The organism is Alkalihalobacillus sp. NPDC127517, from assembly GCF_050276055.1.
Lineage (GTDB): Bacteria > Bacillota > Bacilli > Bacillales > Bacillaceae_D > Alkalicoccobacillus.
Genome location: NZ_JBNNQX010000004.1, coordinates 126,632 through 146,894, shown reverse-complemented (window position 1 = coordinate 146,894; position 20,263 = coordinate 126,632). Strand labels below are relative to the sequence as shown.

Annotated in this window: 23 protein-coding genes and 1 tRNA gene; 21 read left to right on the top strand and 3 right to left on the bottom strand. The window is 42.0% G+C overall.

Annotated elements, in window-relative coordinates; translation table 11 throughout:
* Positions 1 to 7 precede the first annotated feature (7 nt).
* The 7 genes from ACQKKO_RS06560 to ACQKKO_RS06530 all read left to right on the top strand — a co-directional run bounded on the left by ACQKKO_RS06560 (position 8) and on the right by ACQKKO_RS06530 (position 5,382).
* On the top strand, positions 8 to 1,015 hold the full coding sequence (locus ACQKKO_RS06560) for a thiamine pyrophosphate-dependent dehydrogenase E1 component subunit alpha (protein ID WP_498645483.1): 1,008 nt from the start codon (positions 8 to 10) through the stop codon (positions 1,013 to 1,015).
* The gene (locus tag ACQKKO_RS06555; protein WP_498645481.1) at positions 1,012 to 1,995 is read left to right on the top strand and encodes an alpha-ketoacid dehydrogenase subunit beta; all 984 of its coding nucleotides are present in this window, start codon (positions 1,012 to 1,014) and stop codon (positions 1,993 to 1,995) included. Before ACQKKO_RS06560 ends, ACQKKO_RS06555 begins: the two co-directional genes overlap by 4 nt.
* Before the next feature lie 18 nt (positions 1,996 to 2,013).
* Positions 2,014 to 3,273 carry a dihydrolipoamide acetyltransferase family protein gene (locus ACQKKO_RS06550; RefSeq protein ID WP_498645479.1) on the top strand — a complete coding sequence of 420 codons (1,260 nt, stop codon included), beginning with the start codon at positions 2,014 to 2,016 and terminating at the stop codon, positions 3,271 to 3,273.
* Between the two features lie 82 nt (positions 3,274 to 3,355).
* Positions 3,356 to 3,790: a BrxA/BrxB family bacilliredoxin gene (locus ACQKKO_RS06545; RefSeq protein WP_498645477.1), complete on the top strand. Its 435-nt coding sequence runs from the start codon at positions 3,356 to 3,358 to the stop codon at positions 3,788 to 3,790.
* A gap of 127 nt (positions 3,791 to 3,917) precedes the next feature.
* Complete coding sequence (locus ACQKKO_RS06540) at positions 3,918 to 4,277, top strand: hypothetical protein (RefSeq protein ID WP_479825157.1); 360 nt, start codon at positions 3,918 to 3,920, stop codon at positions 4,275 to 4,277.
* 74 nt (positions 4,278 to 4,351) lie between these two features.
* Positions 4,352 to 4,423, top strand: a tRNA-Arg gene (locus tag ACQKKO_RS06535).
* Between the two features lie 782 nt (positions 4,424 to 5,205).
* On the top strand, positions 5,206 to 5,382 hold the full coding sequence (locus ACQKKO_RS06530) for a hypothetical protein (protein ID WP_498645475.1): 177 nt from the start codon (positions 5,206 to 5,208) through the stop codon (positions 5,380 to 5,382).
* A 65-nt stretch (positions 5,383 to 5,447) separates the two neighbouring features.
* Here the strand turns inward: ACQKKO_RS06530 and ACQKKO_RS06525 are convergent, their stop codons facing one another.
* Positions 5,448 to 6,224, bottom strand: coding sequence for a Cof-type HAD-IIB family hydrolase (locus ACQKKO_RS06525; RefSeq protein WP_498645473.1), 777 nt, complete (start codon positions 6,222 to 6,224; stop codon positions 5,448 to 5,450).
* 169 nt (positions 6,225 to 6,393) lie between these two features.
* Here ACQKKO_RS06525 and ACQKKO_RS06520 point away from each other — a divergent pair, with 169 nt between their 5' ends.
* Positions 6,394 to 6,693: a metal-sensing transcriptional repressor gene (locus tag ACQKKO_RS06520; protein WP_203087444.1), complete on the top strand. Its 300-nt coding sequence runs from the start codon at positions 6,394 to 6,396 to the stop codon at positions 6,691 to 6,693.
* Positions 6,694 to 6,737: 44 nt separating this feature from the next.
* On the opposite strand, the gene ACQKKO_RS06515 is transcribed toward ACQKKO_RS06520, so the two are convergent.
* Together ACQKKO_RS06515 and moaC are read right to left on the bottom strand one after the other, a co-directional pair.
* Complete coding sequence (locus ACQKKO_RS06515; RefSeq protein ID WP_498645471.1) at positions 6,738 to 7,427, bottom strand: hypothetical protein; 690 nt, start codon at positions 7,425 to 7,427, stop codon at positions 6,738 to 6,740.
* A 136-nt stretch (positions 7,428 to 7,563) separates the two neighbouring features.
* The gene (moaC, locus tag ACQKKO_RS06510) at positions 7,564 to 8,055 is read right to left on the bottom strand and encodes a cyclic pyranopterin monophosphate synthase MoaC (protein ID WP_498645469.1); all 492 of its coding nucleotides are present in this window, start codon (positions 8,053 to 8,055) and stop codon (positions 7,564 to 7,566) included.
* Between the two features lie 81 nt (positions 8,056 to 8,136).
* On the opposite strand from moaC, the gene ACQKKO_RS06505 reads away from it, so the two are divergent.
* From ACQKKO_RS06505 to ACQKKO_RS06445, 13 genes are all read left to right on the top strand, one after another.
* The gene (locus tag ACQKKO_RS06505) at positions 8,137 to 9,405 is read left to right on the top strand and encodes a molybdopterin molybdotransferase MoeA (RefSeq protein ID WP_498645468.1); all 1,269 of its coding nucleotides are present in this window, start codon (positions 8,137 to 8,139) and stop codon (positions 9,403 to 9,405) included.
* Complete coding sequence (gene mobB / locus ACQKKO_RS06500; RefSeq protein ID WP_498645466.1) at positions 9,390 to 9,917, top strand: molybdopterin-guanine dinucleotide biosynthesis protein B; 528 nt, start codon at positions 9,390 to 9,392, stop codon at positions 9,915 to 9,917. The genes ACQKKO_RS06505 and mobB overlap by 16 nt, the downstream gene beginning before the upstream one ends.
* Positions 9,910 to 10,380 carry a molybdenum cofactor biosynthesis protein MoaE gene (locus ACQKKO_RS06495; protein ID WP_498645464.1) on the top strand — a complete coding sequence of 157 codons (471 nt, stop codon included), beginning with the start codon at positions 9,910 to 9,912 and terminating at the stop codon, positions 10,378 to 10,380. The genes mobB and ACQKKO_RS06495 overlap by 8 nt, the downstream gene beginning before the upstream one ends.
* On the top strand, positions 10,367 to 10,597 hold the full coding sequence (locus ACQKKO_RS06490; protein WP_498645462.1) for a MoaD/ThiS family protein: 231 nt from the start codon (positions 10,367 to 10,369) through the stop codon (positions 10,595 to 10,597). The genes ACQKKO_RS06495 and ACQKKO_RS06490 overlap by 14 nt, the downstream gene beginning before the upstream one ends.
* A gap of 2 nt (positions 10,598 to 10,599) precedes the next feature.
* Positions 10,600 to 11,217: a molybdenum cofactor guanylyltransferase gene (locus ACQKKO_RS06485; protein ID WP_498645460.1), complete on the top strand. Its 618-nt coding sequence runs from the start codon at positions 10,600 to 10,602 to the stop codon at positions 11,215 to 11,217.
* Between the two features lie 14 nt (positions 11,218 to 11,231).
* Complete coding sequence (gene moaA / locus ACQKKO_RS06480) at positions 11,232 to 12,239, top strand: GTP 3',8-cyclase MoaA (RefSeq protein ID WP_498645459.1); 1,008 nt, start codon at positions 11,232 to 11,234, stop codon at positions 12,237 to 12,239.
* A gap of 21 nt (positions 12,240 to 12,260) precedes the next feature.
* On the top strand, positions 12,261 to 12,755 hold the full coding sequence (locus ACQKKO_RS06475) for a MogA/MoaB family molybdenum cofactor biosynthesis protein (protein ID WP_498645457.1): 495 nt from the start codon (positions 12,261 to 12,263) through the stop codon (positions 12,753 to 12,755).
* A 127-nt stretch (positions 12,756 to 12,882) separates the two neighbouring features.
* The gene (gene fdhF / locus ACQKKO_RS06470; RefSeq protein WP_498645455.1) at positions 12,883 to 15,840 is read left to right on the top strand and encodes a formate dehydrogenase subunit alpha; all 2,958 of its coding nucleotides are present in this window, start codon (positions 12,883 to 12,885) and stop codon (positions 15,838 to 15,840) included.
* Positions 15,833 to 16,480, top strand: a complete 648-nt coding sequence (locus ACQKKO_RS06465) for a helical membrane plugin domain-containing protein (RefSeq protein WP_498645453.1) — start codon at positions 15,833 to 15,835, stop codon at positions 16,478 to 16,480. Before fdhF ends, ACQKKO_RS06465 begins: the two co-directional genes overlap by 8 nt.
* 39 nt (positions 16,481 to 16,519) lie before the next feature.
* The gene (fdhD, locus tag ACQKKO_RS06460) at positions 16,520 to 17,311 is read left to right on the top strand and encodes a formate dehydrogenase accessory sulfurtransferase FdhD (protein WP_498645450.1); all 792 of its coding nucleotides are present in this window, start codon (positions 16,520 to 16,522) and stop codon (positions 17,309 to 17,311) included.
* Between the two features lie 101 nt (positions 17,312 to 17,412).
* Positions 17,413 to 17,757 (top strand): cupin domain-containing protein, encoded by a 345-nt coding sequence (locus ACQKKO_RS06455; protein WP_498645448.1) that lies wholly within the window; start codon positions 17,413 to 17,415, stop codon positions 17,755 to 17,757.
* Between the two features lie 152 nt (positions 17,758 to 17,909).
* Complete coding sequence (locus tag ACQKKO_RS06450) at positions 17,910 to 18,896, top strand: LCP family glycopolymer transferase (RefSeq protein WP_498645446.1); 987 nt, start codon at positions 17,910 to 17,912, stop codon at positions 18,894 to 18,896.
* 146 nt (positions 18,897 to 19,042) lie between these two features.
* Entirely contained in the window at positions 19,043 to 20,194 is a 1,152-nt protein-coding gene (locus ACQKKO_RS06445) for a S8 family peptidase (RefSeq protein ID WP_498645444.1), read from the top strand.
* The last annotated feature ends 69 nt before the right edge of the window (positions 20,195 to 20,263 follow it).

Sequence of the window (20,263 nt, the reverse complement as noted above, 5' to 3'; positions counted from 1 at the left end):
GAGAGTTATGATTACGAATAAACACCATTCACTTGGTTTAACAGACGAAACAGTCATTGATATGTATGAACATATGCTGCATTCAAGAAGACTGGATGAGCGTCTTTGGTTATTAAACCGTGCAGGGAAAATTCCATTTACAATCTCGTGCCAAGGACAGGAAGCAGCACAGGTTGGAGCGGCATTTGCGCTTGACCAACAGAAGGACTACATCCTTCCTTACTATCGTGATTTAGGCGTTGTTCTAACATTTGGTATGACTACAAAGGAACTAATGCTGTCAGCCTTTGCAAAAGCTGAGGACCCGAATTCAGGTGGACGTCAAATGCCTGGACATTTCGGGCACCGTGTAAAACGAATTGTAACGGGATCGTCTCCTGTGACTACACAGGTACCGCATGCTGTCGGAATGGCGCTTGCTGCAAAGATGGAGAAAAAGGATCTTGTTGTTTTTACTACATTTGGAGAAGGATCTTCGAATCAGGGAGATTTTCACGAAGGTGCAAACTTTGCAGGTGTGCATAAGCTTCCAGTTATCTTAATGTGTGAAAATAACAAATATGCGATCTCGGTGCCTGTAGAGAAGCAATTAGGATGTGCCAGTGTATCTGATCGTGCAATAGGGTATGGCATGCCTGGTGTGACAGTGGACGGAAATGATCCGATTGCTGTATATGCGGCTGTTAAGGAAGCGGCAGAACGTGGTCGTCGTGGTGAGGGTGCTACGTTAATTGAGACAGTTTCGTATAGATTAACACCTCACTCTAGTGATGATGATGACCGTGCGTACAGAACAAGAGAAGAAGTAGAGGAAGCGAAGAGTAAAGATGCGCTTCTTACATTCCGTGAGTATTTAGTTAAGGAAGGCTTGCTTGAAGAGCAGGCTGAACAAGAGATGGAAGACCGAATTGCACAAATCATTGACGAGGCAACCGAATATGCAGAACAGGCGCCTTACGCTGATCCTGATAGCTTACATCTACATGTGTATGAAGAGCAGGAGGGTTCATTATGACGGTGATATCTTACATTGAATCAATTACTCAAGCATTAAAAGAAGAAATGGAACGCGACGAAAAAGTATTTGTTTTAGGCGAAGACGTTGGCGCGCGTGGCGGTGTGTTCAGAGCAACAGCTGGACTATATGAACAATTCGGCGAGGATAGAGTTCTTGATACACCACTTGCAGAATCAGCGATTGTTGGTGTAGGTATTGGTGCAGCAATGTATGGCATGCGCCCTGTTGCAGAAATTCAGTTCGCTGACTTTATTATGCCTGCTGTGAACCAAATTGTCTCTGAAGCAGCGAAAATTCGTTATCGTTCAAACAACGATTGGCAAAGTCCAATCACGATCCGCGCCCCATACGGTGGTGGTGTACATGGAGCGCTATATCATTCTCAAAGCGTAGAAAAAATGTTTGCAGGAACACCAGGGTTGAAAATCGTTATGCCTTCTACACCATACGATGCAAAAGGACTTTTAAAAGCTGCGATTCGTTCAAATGATCCGGTCCTGTTCTTTGAGCATAAGCGTGCCTATCGTTTAATAAAAGGTGAAGTTCCTGAGGGAGACTATACATTACCAATCGGAAAAGCGGATGTGAAGCGTGAAGGAGAAGATCTGACGGTGATTACGTACGGTCTGGCTGTTCACTTTGCCCTACAAGCAGCTGAACGTTTAGAAAAAGATGGGTACTCCACTCACATCCTTGATCTTCGTACCGTTTATCCTCTGGATAAAGAAGCCATTATTGAAGCAGCATCTAAGACAGGGAAAGTGCTCCTTGTTACTGAAGATAACTTAGAAGGAAGCATCATTGGTGAGGTTGCTGCAATCATTGCGGAGAATTGTCTGTTTGACTTAGATGCCCCAGTTAAACGTCTTGCAGGACCAGACACACCTGCAATGCCGTATGCTCCAACGATGGAAAAAGAATTTATGATTAATCCAGATAAAGTGGAAAAAGCAATGAGAGAGCTTGCTGAGTTTTAATGCAAAGGAGTTGGTCGCATGGCAACTGAAATGAAAATGCCACAGCTTGGTGAAAGTGTAACAGAAGGAACGATTACCAAGTGGTTAGTGCAACCTGGAGATACCATCAAAAAGTATGAACCGATTGCAGAAGTCATGACGGATAAGGTAAGTGCAGAAGTGCCTTCCTCATACAATGGCGTAGTTAAAGAGCTTCATGTTCAAGAGGATGAAACGGTAAGTGTGGGCACAGTCATTTGCTCAGTTGAGACAGAAGAAGCTGCCGTTGAGCAAACAAATGCTAAAAAAGAGGAGAGTTCTGCGGGGCAGGTTGAGCCTAAAGCAGAAGAGAAAGATACGTCAAGTCGAACACGTTATTCTCCTGCTGTCCTTAAACTCGCTCAAGAACATGAGATTGATTTAACTCAAGTAGAGGGTTCAGGCAAGTCTGGTCGTATCACTCGAAAAGACCTAGAAAAAATCATTGCCTCAGGTGGACAGCAACAGGCAAGTCAATCTGACGCACCTGTTCAACAAGCGCAAGCAGTTCCTGAAAAAGCGAAGACCGAAACCACTCAACACGTGACAACGTCAGCTGGAGATATTGAAATCCCTGTTTCTGGTATTCGTAAAGCAATTGCTTCTAATATGGTTCGCAGTAAGCATGAAATTCCACATGCGTGGACGATGATTGAAGTAGACGTTACTCGACTGGTTCAATTCAGGCAAAAGAAAAAAGCTGCCTTCAAAGAAAGAGAAGGGTATAATCTAACCTTCCTGCCTTTCTTCATGAAAGCTGTAACAGAGGCACTTAAGGAGTTCCCAGAGGTAAACTCCGTCTGGGCAGGAGATAAAATCATCCGTAAAAAAGACATTAACCTTTCAATGGCTGTGTCAACCGAGGATGCATTATACGTTCCAGTTATCCATGGAGCAGACGATAAATCTATTAAAGGACTTGCTAAGAGCATTCATGAACTTGCTGGAAAAGTACGCTCAGGTTCTTTAAGCGGCGCAGACTCTCAAGGTGGAACGTTTACCATTAACAATACGGGTTCCTTTGGTTCCATTCAATCGGCACCAATCATTAATTATCCACAAGCCGCAATCCTTTCGATTGAATCGATTGTGAAGCGACCAGTAGTGATTGAGCAGCCGGAGGGAGACTCCATTGCGATCCGTCATATGGTTAATCTTTGCCTGTCTCTTGATCACCGAATCCTAGATGGACTAGTGTGCGGACGATTCCTTGCGTCCATTAAGAAAAAGCTTGAACAGTTCTCAGACGAATCAATCTAATGACTTCAAGCATTTCTATTGGTTTTTGCCGTATGACCATGTAAAATAATAGTCAAAGCAAGGCAAAAAGGAGAGAGCATACATGGATTTTAATTTCTTTATTAATGATGTAGTACAAGGTGCTAGACAGGAAATGGTTGAATCAGGGTACAAAGAGTTAACGACTCCTGAGGATGTAGATACAGCTCTTCAAGAAAAAGGAACAGCTCTTGTTATGATCAACTCTGTATGTGGCTGTGCAGGAGGAATTGCAAGACCTACAGCTGCTTACATGAAAAACTACGAAACAAGACCTGACCGTTTTCTAACGGTTTTTGCAGGTCAAGATAAAGAAGCAACGGCAAAAGCACGTGAATACTTCAAAGGCTATGCCCCATCTTCTCCATCTTTTGCATTACTTAAAGATGGCGAGATCCAAATGATGGTTGAGCGTCACGAAATTGAAGGTCACGAGCCAATTCAAGTGGTACAAAAGCTTGAACAAGCCTTTGATGAATACTGCAAAACAGCAAACTAACAAACTTTAGAGGCGGTGGACACCAACTGTTCACTGCCTTTCTTTTTGAACACTTGTTGGTAGGCTGACCATGTGATGTAAAATATGCTATAATAAGCCCGATAGAATTAAAGGAGTGTAGACAAACATGCAGGATTTATATGATCAAATTCAAGTGTATTTAAATATGGAAGAAGAAATTTCATTTAAGGAATTTCAAGATTTCTACAAGAAAGTCTTAGATCGTCTAGCAACTGAAGGAAATGATCTAGAAGAAGAATCTCTATGGAAAGTACTTTTTGTTGTAGAGAACGTGATTTCAAATGCAGAAGGTCGCGCAAACGATACAAAAGGCAGTGAGTCAAAGAAATATGCCAAAATGGCTAGCAGACTTCAACTGTGGGCAAAGAACTTTGGTGCGCGACTAGGAACAGCTGGTTACACAGAAGATGATATCAACGAACGCTTCAGCGAAATGTTTGCAGAAGGCGAAAAGCAACACTCATAATGATACGAAGGGAGGAAATGATTGACTGAACCCTCCCTTTAAGCTATACTTATTCATGTCGCAAAAACTACCGTGCGCCTATGGTGAAAGGGATATCATTCAAGATTCCGATTCTTGCGTTGTAGGTTCGAGTCCTACTAGGCGCGTACAACAAAACGCCCTGCTCTTCCAATTATGGAAGAGTGGGCGTTTTTTTTGTGTCGCTTGGGAGTGTGAATGAGGAACGGAATTCACATAAAAACGATAAGGGTAAGACCAAGAAGAACGACCTCAAAACCAAAAACCTCCACTGACATAAGGACAAAAATGAACATTTTTATTTTAGTAAGAACGTCCGGGTAGGAACCAAGGAGAACGACAGGAACATCAAGAACCGAAGCCCCTTACCAAGAATAACGCAAAATCTATCAAGAAAAAACGGGGGTCCCACCAAGAAGAGAGGGTCAATAGTAAGAACCCCGGCGGCCGGACCAAGATGGACCCATCAATACCAAGAAGAATAAACACGATACCAAGCCCCACGCAGCAGAGGCCAAGAAGAAAGAGTCTTAGACCAAGAACCTCCACTGACATAAGGACAAAAATGAACATTTTTATTTTAGTAAGAACGTCCGGGTAGGAACCAAGGAGAACGACAGGAACATCAAGAACCGAAGCCCCTTACCAAGAAGAACGCAAAATCTATCAAGAAAAAACGGGGGTCCTACCAAGAAGAGAGGGTCCATAACAAGAACCCCGGTGGCCGGACCAAGATGGACCCATCGATACTAAGAAGGAAAAACACGATACCAAGCCCCACGCAGCAGAGGCCAAGAAGAAAGAGTCTTAGACCAAGAACCTCCAATAAAAAAATGAAAAAAGAACCCCATTTCAATTATTAATTCGTGTAAGATATACATATTGGATAAAATAGGAAGGGGAGGATGCGTTGAAGGTCGTAACGATTGCTTTATGGTCAATTCTAGTGTTCTTCGGTTTTATCTTATTTGATTTTCACAGTGAGCTCAGTTGGTTTATCATTATTTTTTCTTCTCTCTGTTTTGGTTATGGTTTAGACATGTTTTTTAGACTGTATCAATCATTTAAAGTTTCACGTTCTAAGTAAGTCACGTGGCCTACTAAAATTCCCACACAAAAAAGCCTCTATGAAAGAGGCTTTTACTAGTTCTATTATTCCAACAATCCAACCATCTTCAAGCCGTGCTCAATTCCGTCTTCATCGACGGCTTTTGTTACATAGCGGGCTGCGTCTTTTACTACTTGAGGTGCGTTCCCCATGGCTACTCCATGACCAACTTCACTCAACATTTCAAGATCATTGCGCTCGTCTCCAAACGCATAGACCTGATCCATTGTAAAGCCAAGCTTTTCAATTAAATGTCTAATGCCAATAGCTTTTGAACCCTCGGCCGGAATGACATCAACGGAGGACGGATGCCAGCGCACGAATCGGATCGTATCAAATGCTTCACTATATTCCTGCTCTTCACCTTCTGTGCAGAACAGTAATGTTTGGAATAAATCTCGTTCTTTATAGAAATGTGGGTCATTTTCTGGCGGGAGAAACTTTAAGCTATTTAAACTTTCTTCCACTGCTGGATGATCAGCTATGTTTGAGCGCATTGTCTCATGATTCATATAAACTAGCGGATGATTGCGTGTAGCCGCAAATTCTGTTAATTTCTCAACAGCCTTTGAGTCTAGAGGGTTCGCATAAATGGTTTCACCCTTGTAGACGACATATTGTCCATTAAAGCTTACAAATGAATCAATACCAAGTTCCGCGCGTAATTCCTTAAAGAAAAATGGAGAACGTCCTGTGGCAATGGCTACTTCATGCCCTGCTTGTTGAAGTGCTTGGATCGATCTCTTTGTTGAAGCGGGTAATTCCTTTTCATGGTTGTATAATGTTCCATCAATATCAAAGAAGATCATTGCTTTTTCCATCGTATCACTCTCTTTATCTACTTTTTTCTTCTCTCACACTAACTTTATTATAGCAGGACATGAGTGTCAATGTAGGAACAGAAGAGAGACTTGAGCTGACGAGTCATTTGAAATCGTGGTATACTATGACAATTAAAAGGGATTGTAAAGGGTAAAACGAGGTGATGGTTTGGAGCATAATCATAAAACAGTTCATCATCGGACGTCGATGAGTAAAGAACAGTTGTCGAACCGGTTAAAGCGTATTGAAGGACAGGTGCGCGGGATTCAAAAGATGGTTGAGGACGATCGGTATTGTGTGGATATTTTAACGCAAATTTCAGCAGTGAACGCAGCGATGAAAAAGGTAAGCTTGCAGCTGCTTGAGGATCATTCCAAGCATTGTGTGGCCGACGCTATTAAAGAAGGTAACGGGGATCAAGCGATTGAAGAATTAATGAGCGTTGTAGAACGCTTTTCAAAGTCATAGAGAAAAGGAGCAAGACATTCTGGATGTCTTGCTCCTTCTTCTATTTAAGGATAATTAATGGATCCATCTTCAGTGTGATAGATTCCGAGTACGGATTGATCCTCGTAGACAAAGGTTATGGTTCCACCTGGTGCTTGTGCCTTTAGCTCAAGTTGTTCTGTGATCGCCTCTGCCATTTGTAACATGTGGAATTCTCGCTCTTCATCAGAAGGGAGTTTTAAGCCATCCGTTACAACGGCATACACGTAGCCCCAATCTTCACCATTTTCAAGTTCAACCGAGAGCAGTTGGTTTGAAAATTGGTTCTTTAGTGCAGCAATCTGCTCCTCGTGTTCATTGCTTGTTACTTCTGTGTACGATGGATCAGCAATTTCGTCAACGCCTTGCTCAGTTTCTGTTGTTGCTGTTTCTTCGTTTTTTTCTTCATCGGATTCAGTGTCTACAGAAGTCGCTGAAACAGAAGCTTCTGTTTCAGTAGTAGTGGTATCTGCTTCTACTTCATCACTTGAAGCTGTTTCGGAGTCTTCAGCAGCGGCTACATCTTCTGGGTCTTGAAGTACTTCTTCTGATTCAACATCATTTGTTTCTTCTTCAGTATCTTGTTGGTTGTTCGCTTCTTGTTCACTCACTTGTTTAGTGGGTTTGTCATCAACTAAATTGGTCTCAGCTGTTGTTTGACCACAAGCTGCGAGTAAAAGGATTGACATGGATACGAGAGTCATCATATATTTCATACTAAAAACCTCCTTTGTCCTTCTTTTATCATACATCAAAAGTCATAGTAAAAATAGATTGGATTCACAAGAAGAAAAGGAACCGATGGTTTTTCGTTTCTTCCTTTGCTAAACTGTGCGAAACTAGTAAAAAGGTTTAATTCATTGAAGAACGATCGAAATCTCCTGTTTTTCCTCCGGATTTATGAGTAAGATAGGTTTGACCAATAATCATCCCTTTATCTAGGGCTTTACACATATCGTAAACGGTTAACGCGCAGACGCTGGCAGCAGTTAAGGCTTCCATTTCTACACCCGTACTTCCTTTTGTTTTAACGGTGACTTGGATTTTCAATTTTGGGGTTGGGTCTTTTTCAATCCATTCAAACTGGATGTCTACACCACTAATTGGAATAGGATGGCACATTGGAATCATGGTAGACGTTTGTTTGGCCGCCATAATGCCTGCTACTTGTGCGACCGCTAATACATCTCCTTTTTTCATTTGATTCGAAGTGATGCCTTCATAGATGGCTTGATTGACTGTAATACTAGATTCGGCGATCGCTATTCTAGAGCTTTCTTCTTTAGTTGTTATATCGACCATTTTGGCACGACCTTGATGGTTAAAATGTGTAAATTCAGACATGTTGAGTAGCACCTCATTCATTTTTTGTTTGCAAGTTATTGTATCATAGATAGATTTTGTAGGAAGACAGGAGTGAACAACGTGGTAGAAAAACGTACACCGATTCCAGTTCATGAAGCCGTTCGTAAAGTGATGAGTGTTCCTATAAAGCAACAAAGAGAAGAAATCCATTTGCACGAAGCATATGGACGAACATTAGCCGAAGACCTTGTGGCTACACATCCAGTGCCACCGTTTGATCGCTCACCATACGATGGGTTTGCTATTATCTCAAGCAATTCAGAAGAGGCTACTCGAGACAATCCAATTACGTTTGAAGTGATTGAAACAGTAGGAGCAGGCTCTGTTTGCAAAAAAAAAGTACGATCTTATCAAGCCGTTCGAATTATGACCGGGGCGCAAATGCCAGAGGAATGTGATGCGATTGTTATGCTTGAATTGGCTCAATCCTATTCAAACGAAAAAGGTTCTTATATGACAATTAAACGGAGCTTTCCATCTGGGCATAATATTTCCTACAAAGGAGAAGACGTGACCGAAGGAACCGTTTTGATTGAAAAAGGAACAACAATTAATCCAGGTACGATTGCTCTTTTGGCTACGTTTGGGTATGAGAGCGTGAATGTAGCGAAACGTCCAACGGTTGGTGTGTTCGCAACAGGTTCTGAGTTACTAGAGCTTGGAGATTCGCTTGAACCCGGAAAAATTCGAAATTCCAACACACATATGCTTCTGGCCCAAATTGAACGTGCTGGTGCGATTCCTCATTATTTTGGAAGTTTGCCTGATGATTTTGAGCTTTGTTATGAACAAGTGAAACGTGCAGCTAGTCAAGTTGATATGCTACTGACAACTGGTGGTGTATCAGTTGGTGATTTTGACCTTTTGCCTGATGTTTATGAGAAGCTTGGCGCGAACGTATTATTTAACAAGATCGCAATGAGACCGGGCAGCGTGACGACGGTAGCCGTTTGGGAGGACACCTTACTATATGGACTTTCAGGAAATCCATCGGCATGTTATGTCGGATTTGAGTTGTTTGTCCGCCCGACCGTTCGAACGATGATGAATGATCCGTTCCCACATTTGCCAAAAGTGCAAGCGACCTTATCAGAAGATGTGCCAAAGGCTAATCCGTTTACACGCTTTGTGCGGAGTACGATACAGCATAAACAAGATCGTATCCACGTAGCGCCTAGTGGCTTTAACAAATCAAGTGCTGTTAGCAGCTTGGCCAAAACCGATGCGTTTATGGTGTTGCCTGGTGGATCAAGAGGGTTTGAGGCAGGAGATATAGTTGACGTGCTATTACTTGAAACAAATGGAGGCAGTGAGTGGCCGTGGGCATAAAGCCAGTAATAGTTCAAATTGTCGGCTTTAAAAATAGCGGCAAAACCACTCTTATGAATCAGCTAATCCAAGAGGCAGTAAATTATAAGTTAGAGGTAGGGACGATCAAACATCACGGACATGGTGGTGTACCAGATGTGCCTATCACACAAAATGACAGTGCCAGGCACTTTTCTCATGGAGCAACAGTGAGCGCAGTAGAAGGTGCGGGCTCACTTCAGCTTCAAGCGTCAGTTCCTGATGGGGATCTAGCTTCTTCGGTACAGATACTTGAAAACTGGCCGCTTGATCTAATCCTTATTGAAGGATATAAGCAATGGGCTTACCCCAAAATTGTCTTACTTCGGAGTGAAGACGATCAATCACTTTTAGATTTGACTCACATTGTAGCCGTTGTATTAGAAGATCAAATGGACTTAACACAATCCTATCCAGCATTTTTAAGAGACGAAAAAGCATCATACATACCATGGATCATGGACTACATAAGGAGGCAACGACTAAATGACTGACCCATTGTTTTGTGTAACTGATCAAGAATTAAGTATAGAAGCCGTCTCGAATATGGTCATACATCGTAATGCAGGGGCAATTGTAACATTTACAGGGACTGTTCGTGAGCTTACTTATGGTAGAAAAACGGTTTCCTTACACTATCAAGCATACCAATCTATGGCTGAAGGTCAGCTGAAACGAATTGGAGACGAAATTAAAGAAAGATGGTCAGATGCAACAACCGCGATCTGGCACCGGACCGGACATCTGCAAATTTCCGATATTGCTGTCGTTATAGCTGTCTCCACGCCGCACCGTAAAGACGCTTATTTGGCAAATGAATATGCGATTGAGCGGATTAAACAAATTGTACCGATATGGAAAAAGGAACAGTGGGAAGATGGAAGCGAATGGATCGGAAATCAACTTGAAACGGTTTCCGGTGTGCCAAAGGAGGGAAAAGAAAATGATTACCGTTAAATGCTTTGCTAGTGTTGAAGAGCAAATTGGCAAGCATACCCTTGAATTTGATTATCAAAAAGCAACTGTTTCAACAATTATTGATACAATTAAACAAAATTACTCCATTTCACTAGACTCCGTTATGATTGCTGTAAATGAGGAATATGCGAGTGTCGATACAGAAGTAAAAACAGGTGATGTCATTGCCTTCATTCCTCCAGTTAGTGGTGGATGATTATGAATACATCTGATCCGACCTTTGCAGGGGTTGTGTTAGCAGGTGGTGCCTCAAGAAGATTTCATGGACAGAAGGCTTTGGCTACTTTTAACGGACAACCTTTTTATCAAAGAGCTATTTCAATGATAGAACCTTACGTTGATCAGATGACAATCGTTGTGAAGCCTGAATTAAAAGAAAAATTAATTTTAAATGAAACCACTATAGTGATAGAAGATGAGCCTGAAATTGCAGGCTTTGGGCCACTTGCTGGAATCTATTCAGCAATGAATGCGATTCACGCAGATTGGTACTTGGTGCTTGCTGTTGATATGCCGCTAATGGATGCATACACAATTAAACAACTGATCAAGTGTACGGAAATTAAAGGTGAGCAAGCGCATATTCCATTTATAGAGGGACGCATTCAACCACTTGCAGCTCTTTATCATATATCGTGCAAAGAGGTTATCTATCATCAATTACTCAACAAGCACTACCGCATATCGGATTTGTTTCAAAAGGTACAAACAAAGCAGTGGTCTGAGAAAGATCTATCGGTTTCAACTGCTGTCTTTCAAAATGTAAATGACAGGTCTACCTATGAGCAATTGCGCAAACAAAGATCGAATGGTTAGGAAGGAGTGATCGAATGGTTTCCGTAAAAGATAGATTAGGACGGCCACTTCGAGATATTCGTATTTCTGTTACGGACCAATGTAATTTTAGATGTTCTTACTGCATGCCTGCAGAGATTTTTGGACCAGATTATGCATTCTTACCTAAGGAAGAATATCTAACGTTTGATGAGATTGTGAAAGTGGTAGAAGTGTCCGCATCACTAGGGGTGGAGAAGGTTCGAATCACGGGAGGGGAACCACTTCTTCGCAAGGACTTACCCGTTTTAATAGAAAGGCTTAACAAGGTTTCAGGCATTCAAGATGTAGCTCTTACGACAAATGCAGTGTTTCTACCTAAACACGCAGAAGCATTAAAAAAAGCCGGACTTAAACGTGTGAATGTGAGTTTGGATGCCATTGACGAAGATGTCTTTAAGAAAATGAATGGACGGTCAGTTGGAATTAAGCCTGTTTTGAAGGGTATTAAATCAGCACAATCAGCTGGACTTGGTGTAAAGGTGAATATGGTAGTTCAAAAGGGAGTGAATGATCATCAAATCATTCCAATGGCCGCCTATTTTAAGGATAAAGATGTGACGCTTCGTTATATTGAGTTCATGGATGTTGGCTGCACAAATGGATGGAAGCTGGATTCTGTGGTGACCAAAGCTGAAATTATTAATCTATTGGACTCGAAATTTGGTGTAAAGCCAATGGAAGCTGCTTATTACGGTGAAGTTGCTTCGCGTTATGAATTCATAGATAGCCCGGGGGAAATTGGGGTTATTTCATCGGTTTCTCATTCCTTTTGCGGGTCGTGTACTAGAGCAAGGGTTTCTGTAGATGGCAAGCTATACACATGTTTGTTTGCTACAAAAGGGCATGATCTTAAAGCGTATGTTAGAGGATCATCAGATGATGAGCTGGAACAACTTTTAAAAGGGGTTTGGCAAGCGCGTAAAGACCGTTACTCAGATGAACGAACAGAGCAAGCGGCAGCTAATCGACCGAAAATTGAGATGTCCTATATTGGAGGATAAGTGGAAAGAAGGAATGAAATCATGTCCGAGCATGTTGCTAAACAGCCAGTCGCTTGTTTGGTGATTACGGTAAGTGATACACGTACAGTTGAGACAGATAAGAGTGGCCAAGCGATCAAAGATTTGTTACAGAATGCTGGACATCTCGTGCTTGGCTATCAGATTGTCACAGATGATCGATCTATCATTCAAACAGCCATTCAAACAGGATTAGAACAATTCAAGATAGAAGCAATCTTGTTAAATGGCGGCACAGGCATCTCTAAACGGGATGTAACGTACGAGGTTGTTGAAGCCACACTGGAGAAAGAACTGCCAGGTTTTGGGGAATTATTCCGTTATGTCAGCTATGAGTATGATATCGGACCAGCTGCGATGTTATCGAGGGCGATTGCCGGAACAGCAAATGACACCGCCATTTTTTCTATGCCAGGCTCTACAGGGGCAGTAAAAGTAGCGATGGAGAAGCTCATCCTTCCCCAGCTCAGTCATGTAGTCAAAGAGATTCAAAAATAATGTTGGGAGAAATCCCGACTCACATGAATGTAAGCGCAAACAACTTAGTTTGAGCATTCATTTTCGAGGGTAAAATGATAAAAGGCATATTTTACTATGTAAATGAGTGTAAAAAGGAGTTGTGTAGATGTCGAAGCATATAAGCATTCAAGTGAATGATCAGTTGATCCAGGCATCAGAGGGTCAAACGGTTTTAGAATGTTTGCAGGCAAATGAAGTTGAAGTGCCAACGGTTTGCTATCATCCAAGTCTTGGAGCAATTGAAACATGTGATACATGTATTATTCAAGTTAATGGGGAGTATGTGAGATCGTGTTCAACTCCATTACAAAGCGGGGATAGGGTACAAACCGAAACGACGGATGTAAAAAAGGCACAGGCGATGGCAATGGACAAAATCCTTGTTAATCATGAGTTATATTGCACCGTTTGTGATTTTAATAATGGTGGATGCGAAGTACATAATACAGTTAAAGAAATGAAAATTAATCATCAAAGTGTACCATTTACTGAAAAACCTTACGAAATTGACCGTTCCAACCCTTTTTATCGTTATGACCCCGATCAGTGTATTTTGTGTGGTCGTTGTGTAGAAGCCTGTCAGAATGTTCAGGTGACAGAGACCCTTTCAATTGACTGGGAGCGAGAGAAACCGCGTGTCATCTGGGATAAGGATTCACCCATTAATGAATCTTCCTGTGTTTCATGTGGGCACTGTTCAACCGTATGTCCTTGTAATGCAATGATGGAAACAGGGATGGAAGGAGAAGCTGGTTTCTTAACAGCTATTGCCAAAAATACCCTTCGCCCGATGATTGAGACAACAAAAAATGTTGAGACAGGCTATGGGTCAATCCTAGCCATTTCAGATATGGAATCAGCGATGCGTGATGAGCATATCAAAAAAACGAAAACCGTTTGTACCTATTGCGGAGTGGGGTGCAGCTTTGATGTATGGACAAAAGACCGCAAAATATTAAAGGTTGAACCTCAGGTGGAGGCACCGGCTAATGGAATCTCAACCTGTATAAAGGGGAAATTCGGCTGGGACTTTGTGAATAGCGAAGAACGTCTGACGAAGCCCCTTATTCGTGAAGGAGATCATTTCCGTGAAGCGGAGTGGGAAGAAGCCCTTGAACTGATTCAATCAAAAATGTCACATATTAAAGAAGATCATGGGGCTGAGTCCATGGCTTTTATAAGTTCTTCTAAATGTACGAATGAAGAGTCTTACTTGATGCAGAAGCTAGCTAGAGGTGTAATTGGTACGAATAACATAGATAATTGCTCAAGATACTGCCAAACTCCAGCGACGATGGGGCTGTTTAGAACCGTTGGCTATGGTGGCGATTCTGGCTCAATAACAGATATTGAGCAGTCTGATCTTGTATTAGCTATTGGTACAAACACTGCTGAATCTCACCCTGTGCTTGCAACCCGTGTAAAACGTTCTCAAAAATTAAAAGGACAAACCCTTTTCGTAGCTGACTTACGAAAGCATGAAATGGCAGAACGCGCGGATCTGTTTGTTCAGCCCGCACCAGGGAGTGATCTGGTCTGGCTATCAGCTATTACAAAGTACATTGTAGACCAAGGCTGGCAGGATCAAGACTTTTTAGAGAATCGTGTGAATCAACTTGAAGAGTATATTGAGCACTTGGAGCCATTCACACTTGAGTATGCTGAAAAAGTAACGGGCATTTCCCAGGAAACACTCATTCACATGGCTGAAAAAATTGCGCGTGCTAAAACGGTCTGTATTTTATGGGCGATGGGTGTAACGCAGCATCTTGGCGGTAGCGACACAAGTACAGCCATCTCAAATCTGCTGTTAATGACCGGGAACTACGGAAAACCTGGAGCAGGAAGCTATCCTTTAAGAGGTCATAACAATGTTCAAGGAGCAAGTGATTTCGGAAGTATGCCAGATCGTTTCCCGGGATATGAAAAAGTAGCAGATGATTCAGTACGTACAAAGTACGAAAAGAAATGGGGCGTATCCATCCCTCGGGAGCCAGGTCTAAACAATCATGAAATGATTGAAGCGATTCACGATGGCAACTTAAAAATGATGTATTTAAAAGGGGAGGATATGGGTCTGGTAGATTCTAACCTGAATTATGTTCACTCAGCCTTTGAAAAGTTAGACTTCTTTATCGTACAGGACATTTTCTTGTCTAAAACAGCGCAATTTGCTGATGTTGTCTTACCGGCTAGTCCAAGCCTAGAGAAGGAAGGAACGTTCACAAATACAGAAAGACGTTTCCAACGATTGTATCAGGCACTTGAACCGATGGGAGATTCTAAACCGGATTGGCAGATCATCCAACTTATCGCTAATTCACTTGGCGCAGAGTGGACGTATACTCATCCAAGTGAAATTATGGAGGAAGCAGCATCTCTTGCTCCATTGTTTGCAGGGGTTAGCTACGATCGACTAGAAGGCTATAACAGTTTGCAATGGCCTGTTGCTGCTGACGGCACGGATCAGCCCGTTTTATTCTTAGATGAATTTCCATTTCCGGACGGCAAAGCAAAGCTTGTACCAGTTGATTGGACAGAGCCATTATCCTATGAAGACGAATATGATCTTCATGTGAACAATGGACGTTTACTTGAACATTTTCATGAAGGCAATATGACATATCGCTCAAAAGGAATTACGTCTAAAACACCAAACGTCTTCTTAGAAGTATCTCCAGAGCTAGCAGAGGATCGCGGCTTAAGTGACGGTACGCTGGTTCGACTAACGAGTCCATATGGGCATGTGAAAGTTGAGTGCTTGGTGACAGATCGTGTAAAAGGTAAGGAAGTATACTTGCCATTAAATGATTCTGGAGAAGGTGCAATTAATTATTTAACAAGCAGTCATGCGGATAAAGACACGGATACACCAGCCTACAAAGAAGTTTCGGCTAAACTTGAGGTATTAAGGGAGAAAGGAGACTCGCCTCTTCCAAGGGTAAATCACAGATACGGAAATCCTAATCCACAGCGCGGGGTTGAAGTAGAGCGGAAATGGAGAAGGAAGGACTATACCTTTCCTGGAGATGTCGTGAAGAAGGAGTCGAACCAACATGGCTAAAGCTACCACTACGATTAAACGCAACCCGATTAGTGAAGAGGAGTTTAAAGAGCAAGAGATTAAAGAAATTCAAGATCTTCTCGTTCAACATAAAGATGCGATTTTCGAAACGTTTGAGATTTTACAGCATATGCAGGATCGCAGAATCTTGCCTATGCTGACTGCTTTATTTAGCGAAGGCGATAAGGTGTTAGAGATTTTAATGAAAACGGTGGATAACCCAGAAACGGCCAGCTCCTTAAAAAATATGCTTCTTATGGCAGGAGTGCTTGGGAGATTAAATGTCGAGCAGCTTGAACCCCTTGTATTAAAATTGAATCAAGGAATTGCACGTGTGGCGGACTTTGAGAAAAATGGAGAACAACCTCATGCCCTTAGTCTTGCAAAAGCAGTTATGGACCCAGAATTTCGTCAAGCGCTTCATGTTTCCGTTGCGTTTATGAAAGGGCTTGGAGAAGACCAGGATCATAAGGAACGAAATACAAAACGTCCAAAACAACAAGTGAGCGATGAAGAATCAGAGTCATCTACTCATTCGAACGAAACCAAAGTGAATTCAAGATCTAATAGCTGGAAATGGACAGCGGCTATCGCAGGTTTTTCCATTGCTACACTTGTTCTCACCAACGTCAAAAAATAACCAACTAATGTTATCGTGTACGAAAGTAGGTTTAAATGAATGGATCCAGCCATTACAGCATCCCGAACCATTGTCCGATATATAGAAGGAAAGCCACACAAGGTGAGCGATCTAATCGTTTCAGAGTATGCGCTCACAATTAAAGTGAATGGTACGGAGCTAGTGACAATGGTTTGTACTCCTGATCACATTGAAGACCTAGTTGTAGGTTATCTCTTATCAGAAGGAATCATTCGTCGCTATTCTGATATCAAGCGTATGCGAATAGATTGGAAACAGGGGTTTGCTTATGTTGAATCAGACCGTGTAAACCCGTTGTTTTCTGACCTCAAACAAAAGCGCTATGTGACCTCCTGCTGTGGGGGTAGTAGAGAAGGATTTGTTTTTGCACAGGATGCGCTTTTAACGAAACAAATGAATCAGCAGACGGTTCATCTGACGCCTGAAGACTGTATGAATTTTATGGATCAGCTTCAAGAGGGGGCTGACACATTTAAACAAACAGGGGGCGTCCATAATACAGCCCTATGTAACTCTAAAGGAATACTGATCAATCGAATGGATATCGGCAGGCACAACGCGTTAGATAAGCTGTATGGATATTGTGTTAGACATCATCTTCCATTAACAGGAACCTTCTTGGTGTTCAGTGGCCGTATCTCTTCAGAAATATTATTAAAAGCAGCAAAAATTGGTTGCGAAGTACTTCTATCCAAATCAGCACCAACTGAAAGAGCTATTGAGCTTGCGGAACAACTAGGAATAACAACAGTAGGATTTATAAGAAACCAGTCATTTAATGTGTATACTTGTCCTGAACGAATCGGATAGCTTGGCTATTCGTTTCGTTTATTTTCTAACATATACCCTTTCGTCATGAATGGTCGTTTGGTATGATAGCCTATAAGACTTGTAATTGTGGAGTGAAGTGGATGGAACGTATACACTTAAATGATGACTTTAGACACCCGATAAGAGAATTTGATTCTAGCGCATTCCTCACGCGAATCTGTCGCACAACCTCCGAAACAAGGGTAGGGTTTATCCATTTAGAAACAAACGGAGTGATAGGCTCACATCAAGCAGTTGTTCCGCAGCTTTTGCTTGTTGTATCAGGCAGTGGAATCGTTGAAAGTGCCGGACAAAAACTACAGGTACAAGTTGGCGATTCCTTTTTCTGGGAATGCGGGGAGTGGCACCAAACGCGTTCACCACTAGGTATGAGTGCAATCGTGATTGAATCCAAGTCTCTTAATCTCAGTCTACTTCGTAAATAGATTGTTGTAGATTTGTGTAGATTTATGATATTATCTTTATGTTTAGAAAGTTATCATGTATGATGATTGAATGGTAATAATGAACAATTAACGTTAAATCAATACGATTGTATGTATGATAGGGTTAGAAGTAAAAAAAGTGAGGTTTAATTATGGAAACAAATACGCGAAAGCAAAGGCGTGGAAAAAAGAAGTCAAGGCGAGTCCTTAAGATACTCCTTTTGTTAACCACTTTAGTTTTGTTTGTCGTCTTAGGTGGAGCAACCTATCTATATGTGAAGGCAATGGGTGCTGAAAAAGAATTCCACGAAACATTAGATCGTGGTGAAAAGTCTGAGCTACGTACAGAAGCTGTTGACGTCGGTAAGCATAATTTCTCTGTATTATTACTTGGAGATGATGCACGTCCGGGTGAAGACCATGCTCGTACAGACGCGATGTTAGTTGCAACGTTTAACCGTACAGATCGCTCGATTATATTAACGAGTATTCCGCGTGATTCGTATGTGGAAATTGTTGGACGGGGAACACAAGATAAAATTAACCATGCAAACGCATTTGGTGGAATTGATATGACCGTTGCAACGGTTGAGAATTTTCTCGAGATTCCAATTGATTATTATGCAACAGTTAAGTTCGACGGATTTAAAGATATTGTAGACGCACTTGATGGAGTAGATGTAGATGTGAAGTATACGTTTGATTTTACTGAAGGCGGTAAAACATTAAACTTTACAGAAGGGCCTACGCAGTTAGACGGTGAACATGCGTTGGCTTATACAAGAGAACGGAAGAGTGCCAATAGTGGCGGTGACTTTGGCCGTGGACAACGTCAGGCTCAAGTAATGGCAGCGATTATTGATAAGGCTGCATCGTTCCAAAGCATTGATAATTTCGGACGTGTATTTGATAGCCTTGGGAATACATTACGTACTGATCTAACATTTGCAAATCTTGTTGCACTTCATGGATACGCTGGTTCAATTTCAGATATTGAACAAGTTCAACTTGAAGGAGAGCCGTTTAGAGGAACAGATGGTGTCAGCTATGTGCGTGTAGACGAAACATCACTTGCAAACATACAAAACCAACTAAAAGAGCACTTAGGATTACAACAGTCCTCAACCGCTCCACAATAAGGTAACAACTCACAAACCCTGTTTCTTTTTAGAAGCAGGGTTTGTTCTTGTAGAAAAGGGCTGTCGATTTCCCAATAATCAAGGCGACCATTTCATGCTACGCTATCACTACCAGTTGAACTGGTCCAATAAAAGGAGGCGGCTACATGAAAAGAAGAGTAGGAAAGCTAGTGGTGGGGCTTGTGTGTGTTACAGCTCTAGTAACAGTAACAGATTCTGCATCTGCAGCAGAAGAAAAGGTAAAGTACTTAATTGGATTTGAGGAAGAAGCAGAACTTGAAGCTTTCACAGAGGAAATTGACCAAGTTGGTTTGTTTTCTGTTGAAGAACAAAGTGTAGCTGAGGATACGTTAGATATCGATGTAGACATTATTGATGAATACGATTATATTGATGTGTTATCTGTAGAATTAGACCCTGAAGATGTTGATGTATTAAGTGAGGAAGAGGGTATTTCGTTTATTGAAGAAGACTTTGAAATGTCTATTCAACAAACAGTGCCTTGGGGCATTACACGTGTACAAGCTCCTGCTGTACATAATCGTGGAGTAACAGGATCTGGAGTAAGAGTCGCTATACTTGATTCAGGTATCTCTCAACACAGTGATTTAACCATTCGTGGTGGAGCTAGCTTTATACCGGGTGAACCAACAACAGCAGATTTAAATGGTCATGGTACTCACGTTGCTGGAACCGTAGCAGCTCTTAACAATTCAATTGGCGTCATTGGAGTTGCACCAAGCGCGGATCTCTATGCAGTGAAGGTACTCGGTGCAAATGGTAGAGGTAGTGTTAGCGGGATTGCTCAAGGCCTAGAGTGGGCTGCAGCAAATAACATGCATATTGCTAACATGAGCCTCGGCGCAGATGCACCAAGCTCTACGCTTGAGCGTGCAGTGAATTATGCGACAAGCCGTGGTGTCCTGGTCATTGCAGCAACTGGTAACAACGGTTCTGGATCAGTTGGCTACCCTGCTCGTTATGCAAACGCAATGGCTGTAGGAGCAACGGACCAAAACAACAGACGTGCAAACTTTTCTCAATATGGCACGGGAATTGACATCGTAGCTCCTGGGGTTAATGTACAAAGTACGTATCCTGGAAATCGCTATGCGAGTCTAAATGGAACATCGATGGCAACTCCACACGTATCTGGTGCTGCTGCGCTTGTGAAACAACGTAACCCATCTTGGAACGCCACTCAAATTCGCAATCATTTGAAAAATACAGCAACGAATCTAGGAAACTCATCTCAGTTTGGTAGTGGCCTAGTTAACGCAGAGGCAGCAACACGTTAATCGAATGCTTTGAAAAGAAGTGGCGTAAATGCCACTTCTTTTTTGACGTTTAATCATAGAAAAGAAGGG

What these genes read in the sequence shown, in the direction of transcription:
- ACQKKO_RS06445 (WP_498645444.1), top strand. Translation starts at nt 19,043, where the DNA reads ATGAAAAGAAGAGTAGGAAAGCTAGTGGTGGGGCTTGTGTGTGTTACA.
- ACQKKO_RS06465 (WP_498645453.1), top strand. Translation starts at nt 15,833, where the DNA reads ATGGCTAAAGCTACCACTACGATTAAACGCAACCCGATTAGTGAAGAG.
- fdhF (WP_498645455.1), top strand. Translation starts at nt 12,883, where the DNA reads ATGTCGAAGCATATAAGCATTCAAGTGAATGATCAGTTGATCCAGGCA.
- ACQKKO_RS06525 (WP_498645473.1), bottom strand. Translation starts at nt 6,224, where the DNA reads ATGGAAAAAGCAATGATCTTCTTTGATATTGATGGAACATTATACAAC.
- ACQKKO_RS06555 (WP_498645481.1), top strand. Translation starts at nt 1,012, where the DNA reads ATGACGGTGATATCTTACATTGAATCAATTACTCAAGCATTAAAAGAA.
- ACQKKO_RS06550 (WP_498645479.1), top strand. Translation starts at nt 2,014, where the DNA reads ATGGCAACTGAAATGAAAATGCCACAGCTTGGTGAAAGTGTAACAGAA.
- fdhD (WP_498645450.1), top strand. Translation starts at nt 16,520, where the DNA reads ATGGATCCAGCCATTACAGCATCCCGAACCATTGTCCGATATATAGAA.
- ACQKKO_RS06515 (WP_498645471.1), bottom strand. Translation starts at nt 7,427, where the DNA reads ATGAAATATATGATGACTCTCGTATCCATGTCAATCCTTTTACTCGCA.
- moaC (WP_498645469.1), bottom strand. Translation starts at nt 8,055, where the DNA reads ATGTCTGAATTTACACATTTTAACCATCAAGGTCGTGCCAAAATGGTC.
- ACQKKO_RS06475 (WP_498645457.1), top strand. Translation starts at nt 12,261, where the DNA reads ATGTCCGAGCATGTTGCTAAACAGCCAGTCGCTTGTTTGGTGATTACG.
- ACQKKO_RS06450 (WP_498645446.1), top strand. Translation starts at nt 17,910, where the DNA reads ATGGAAACAAATACGCGAAAGCAAAGGCGTGGAAAAAAGAAGTCAAGG.
- ACQKKO_RS06560 (WP_498645483.1), top strand. Translation starts at nt 8, where the DNA reads ATGATTACGAATAAACACCATTCACTTGGTTTAACAGACGAAACAGTC.
- ACQKKO_RS06540 (WP_479825157.1), top strand. Translation starts at nt 3,918, where the DNA reads ATGCAGGATTTATATGATCAAATTCAAGTGTATTTAAATATGGAAGAA.
- moaA (WP_498645459.1), top strand. Translation starts at nt 11,232, where the DNA reads ATGGTTTCCGTAAAAGATAGATTAGGACGGCCACTTCGAGATATTCGT.
- ACQKKO_RS06495 (WP_498645464.1), top strand. Translation starts at nt 9,910, where the DNA reads ATGACTGACCCATTGTTTTGTGTAACTGATCAAGAATTAAGTATAGAA.
- ACQKKO_RS06545 (WP_498645477.1), top strand. Translation starts at nt 3,356, where the DNA reads ATGGATTTTAATTTCTTTATTAATGATGTAGTACAAGGTGCTAGACAG.
- ACQKKO_RS06485 (WP_498645460.1), top strand. Translation starts at nt 10,600, where the DNA reads ATGAATACATCTGATCCGACCTTTGCAGGGGTTGTGTTAGCAGGTGGT.
- ACQKKO_RS06455 (WP_498645448.1), top strand. Translation starts at nt 17,413, where the DNA reads ATGGAACGTATACACTTAAATGATGACTTTAGACACCCGATAAGAGAA.
- ACQKKO_RS06490 (WP_498645462.1), top strand. Translation starts at nt 10,367, where the DNA reads ATGATTACCGTTAAATGCTTTGCTAGTGTTGAAGAGCAAATTGGCAAG.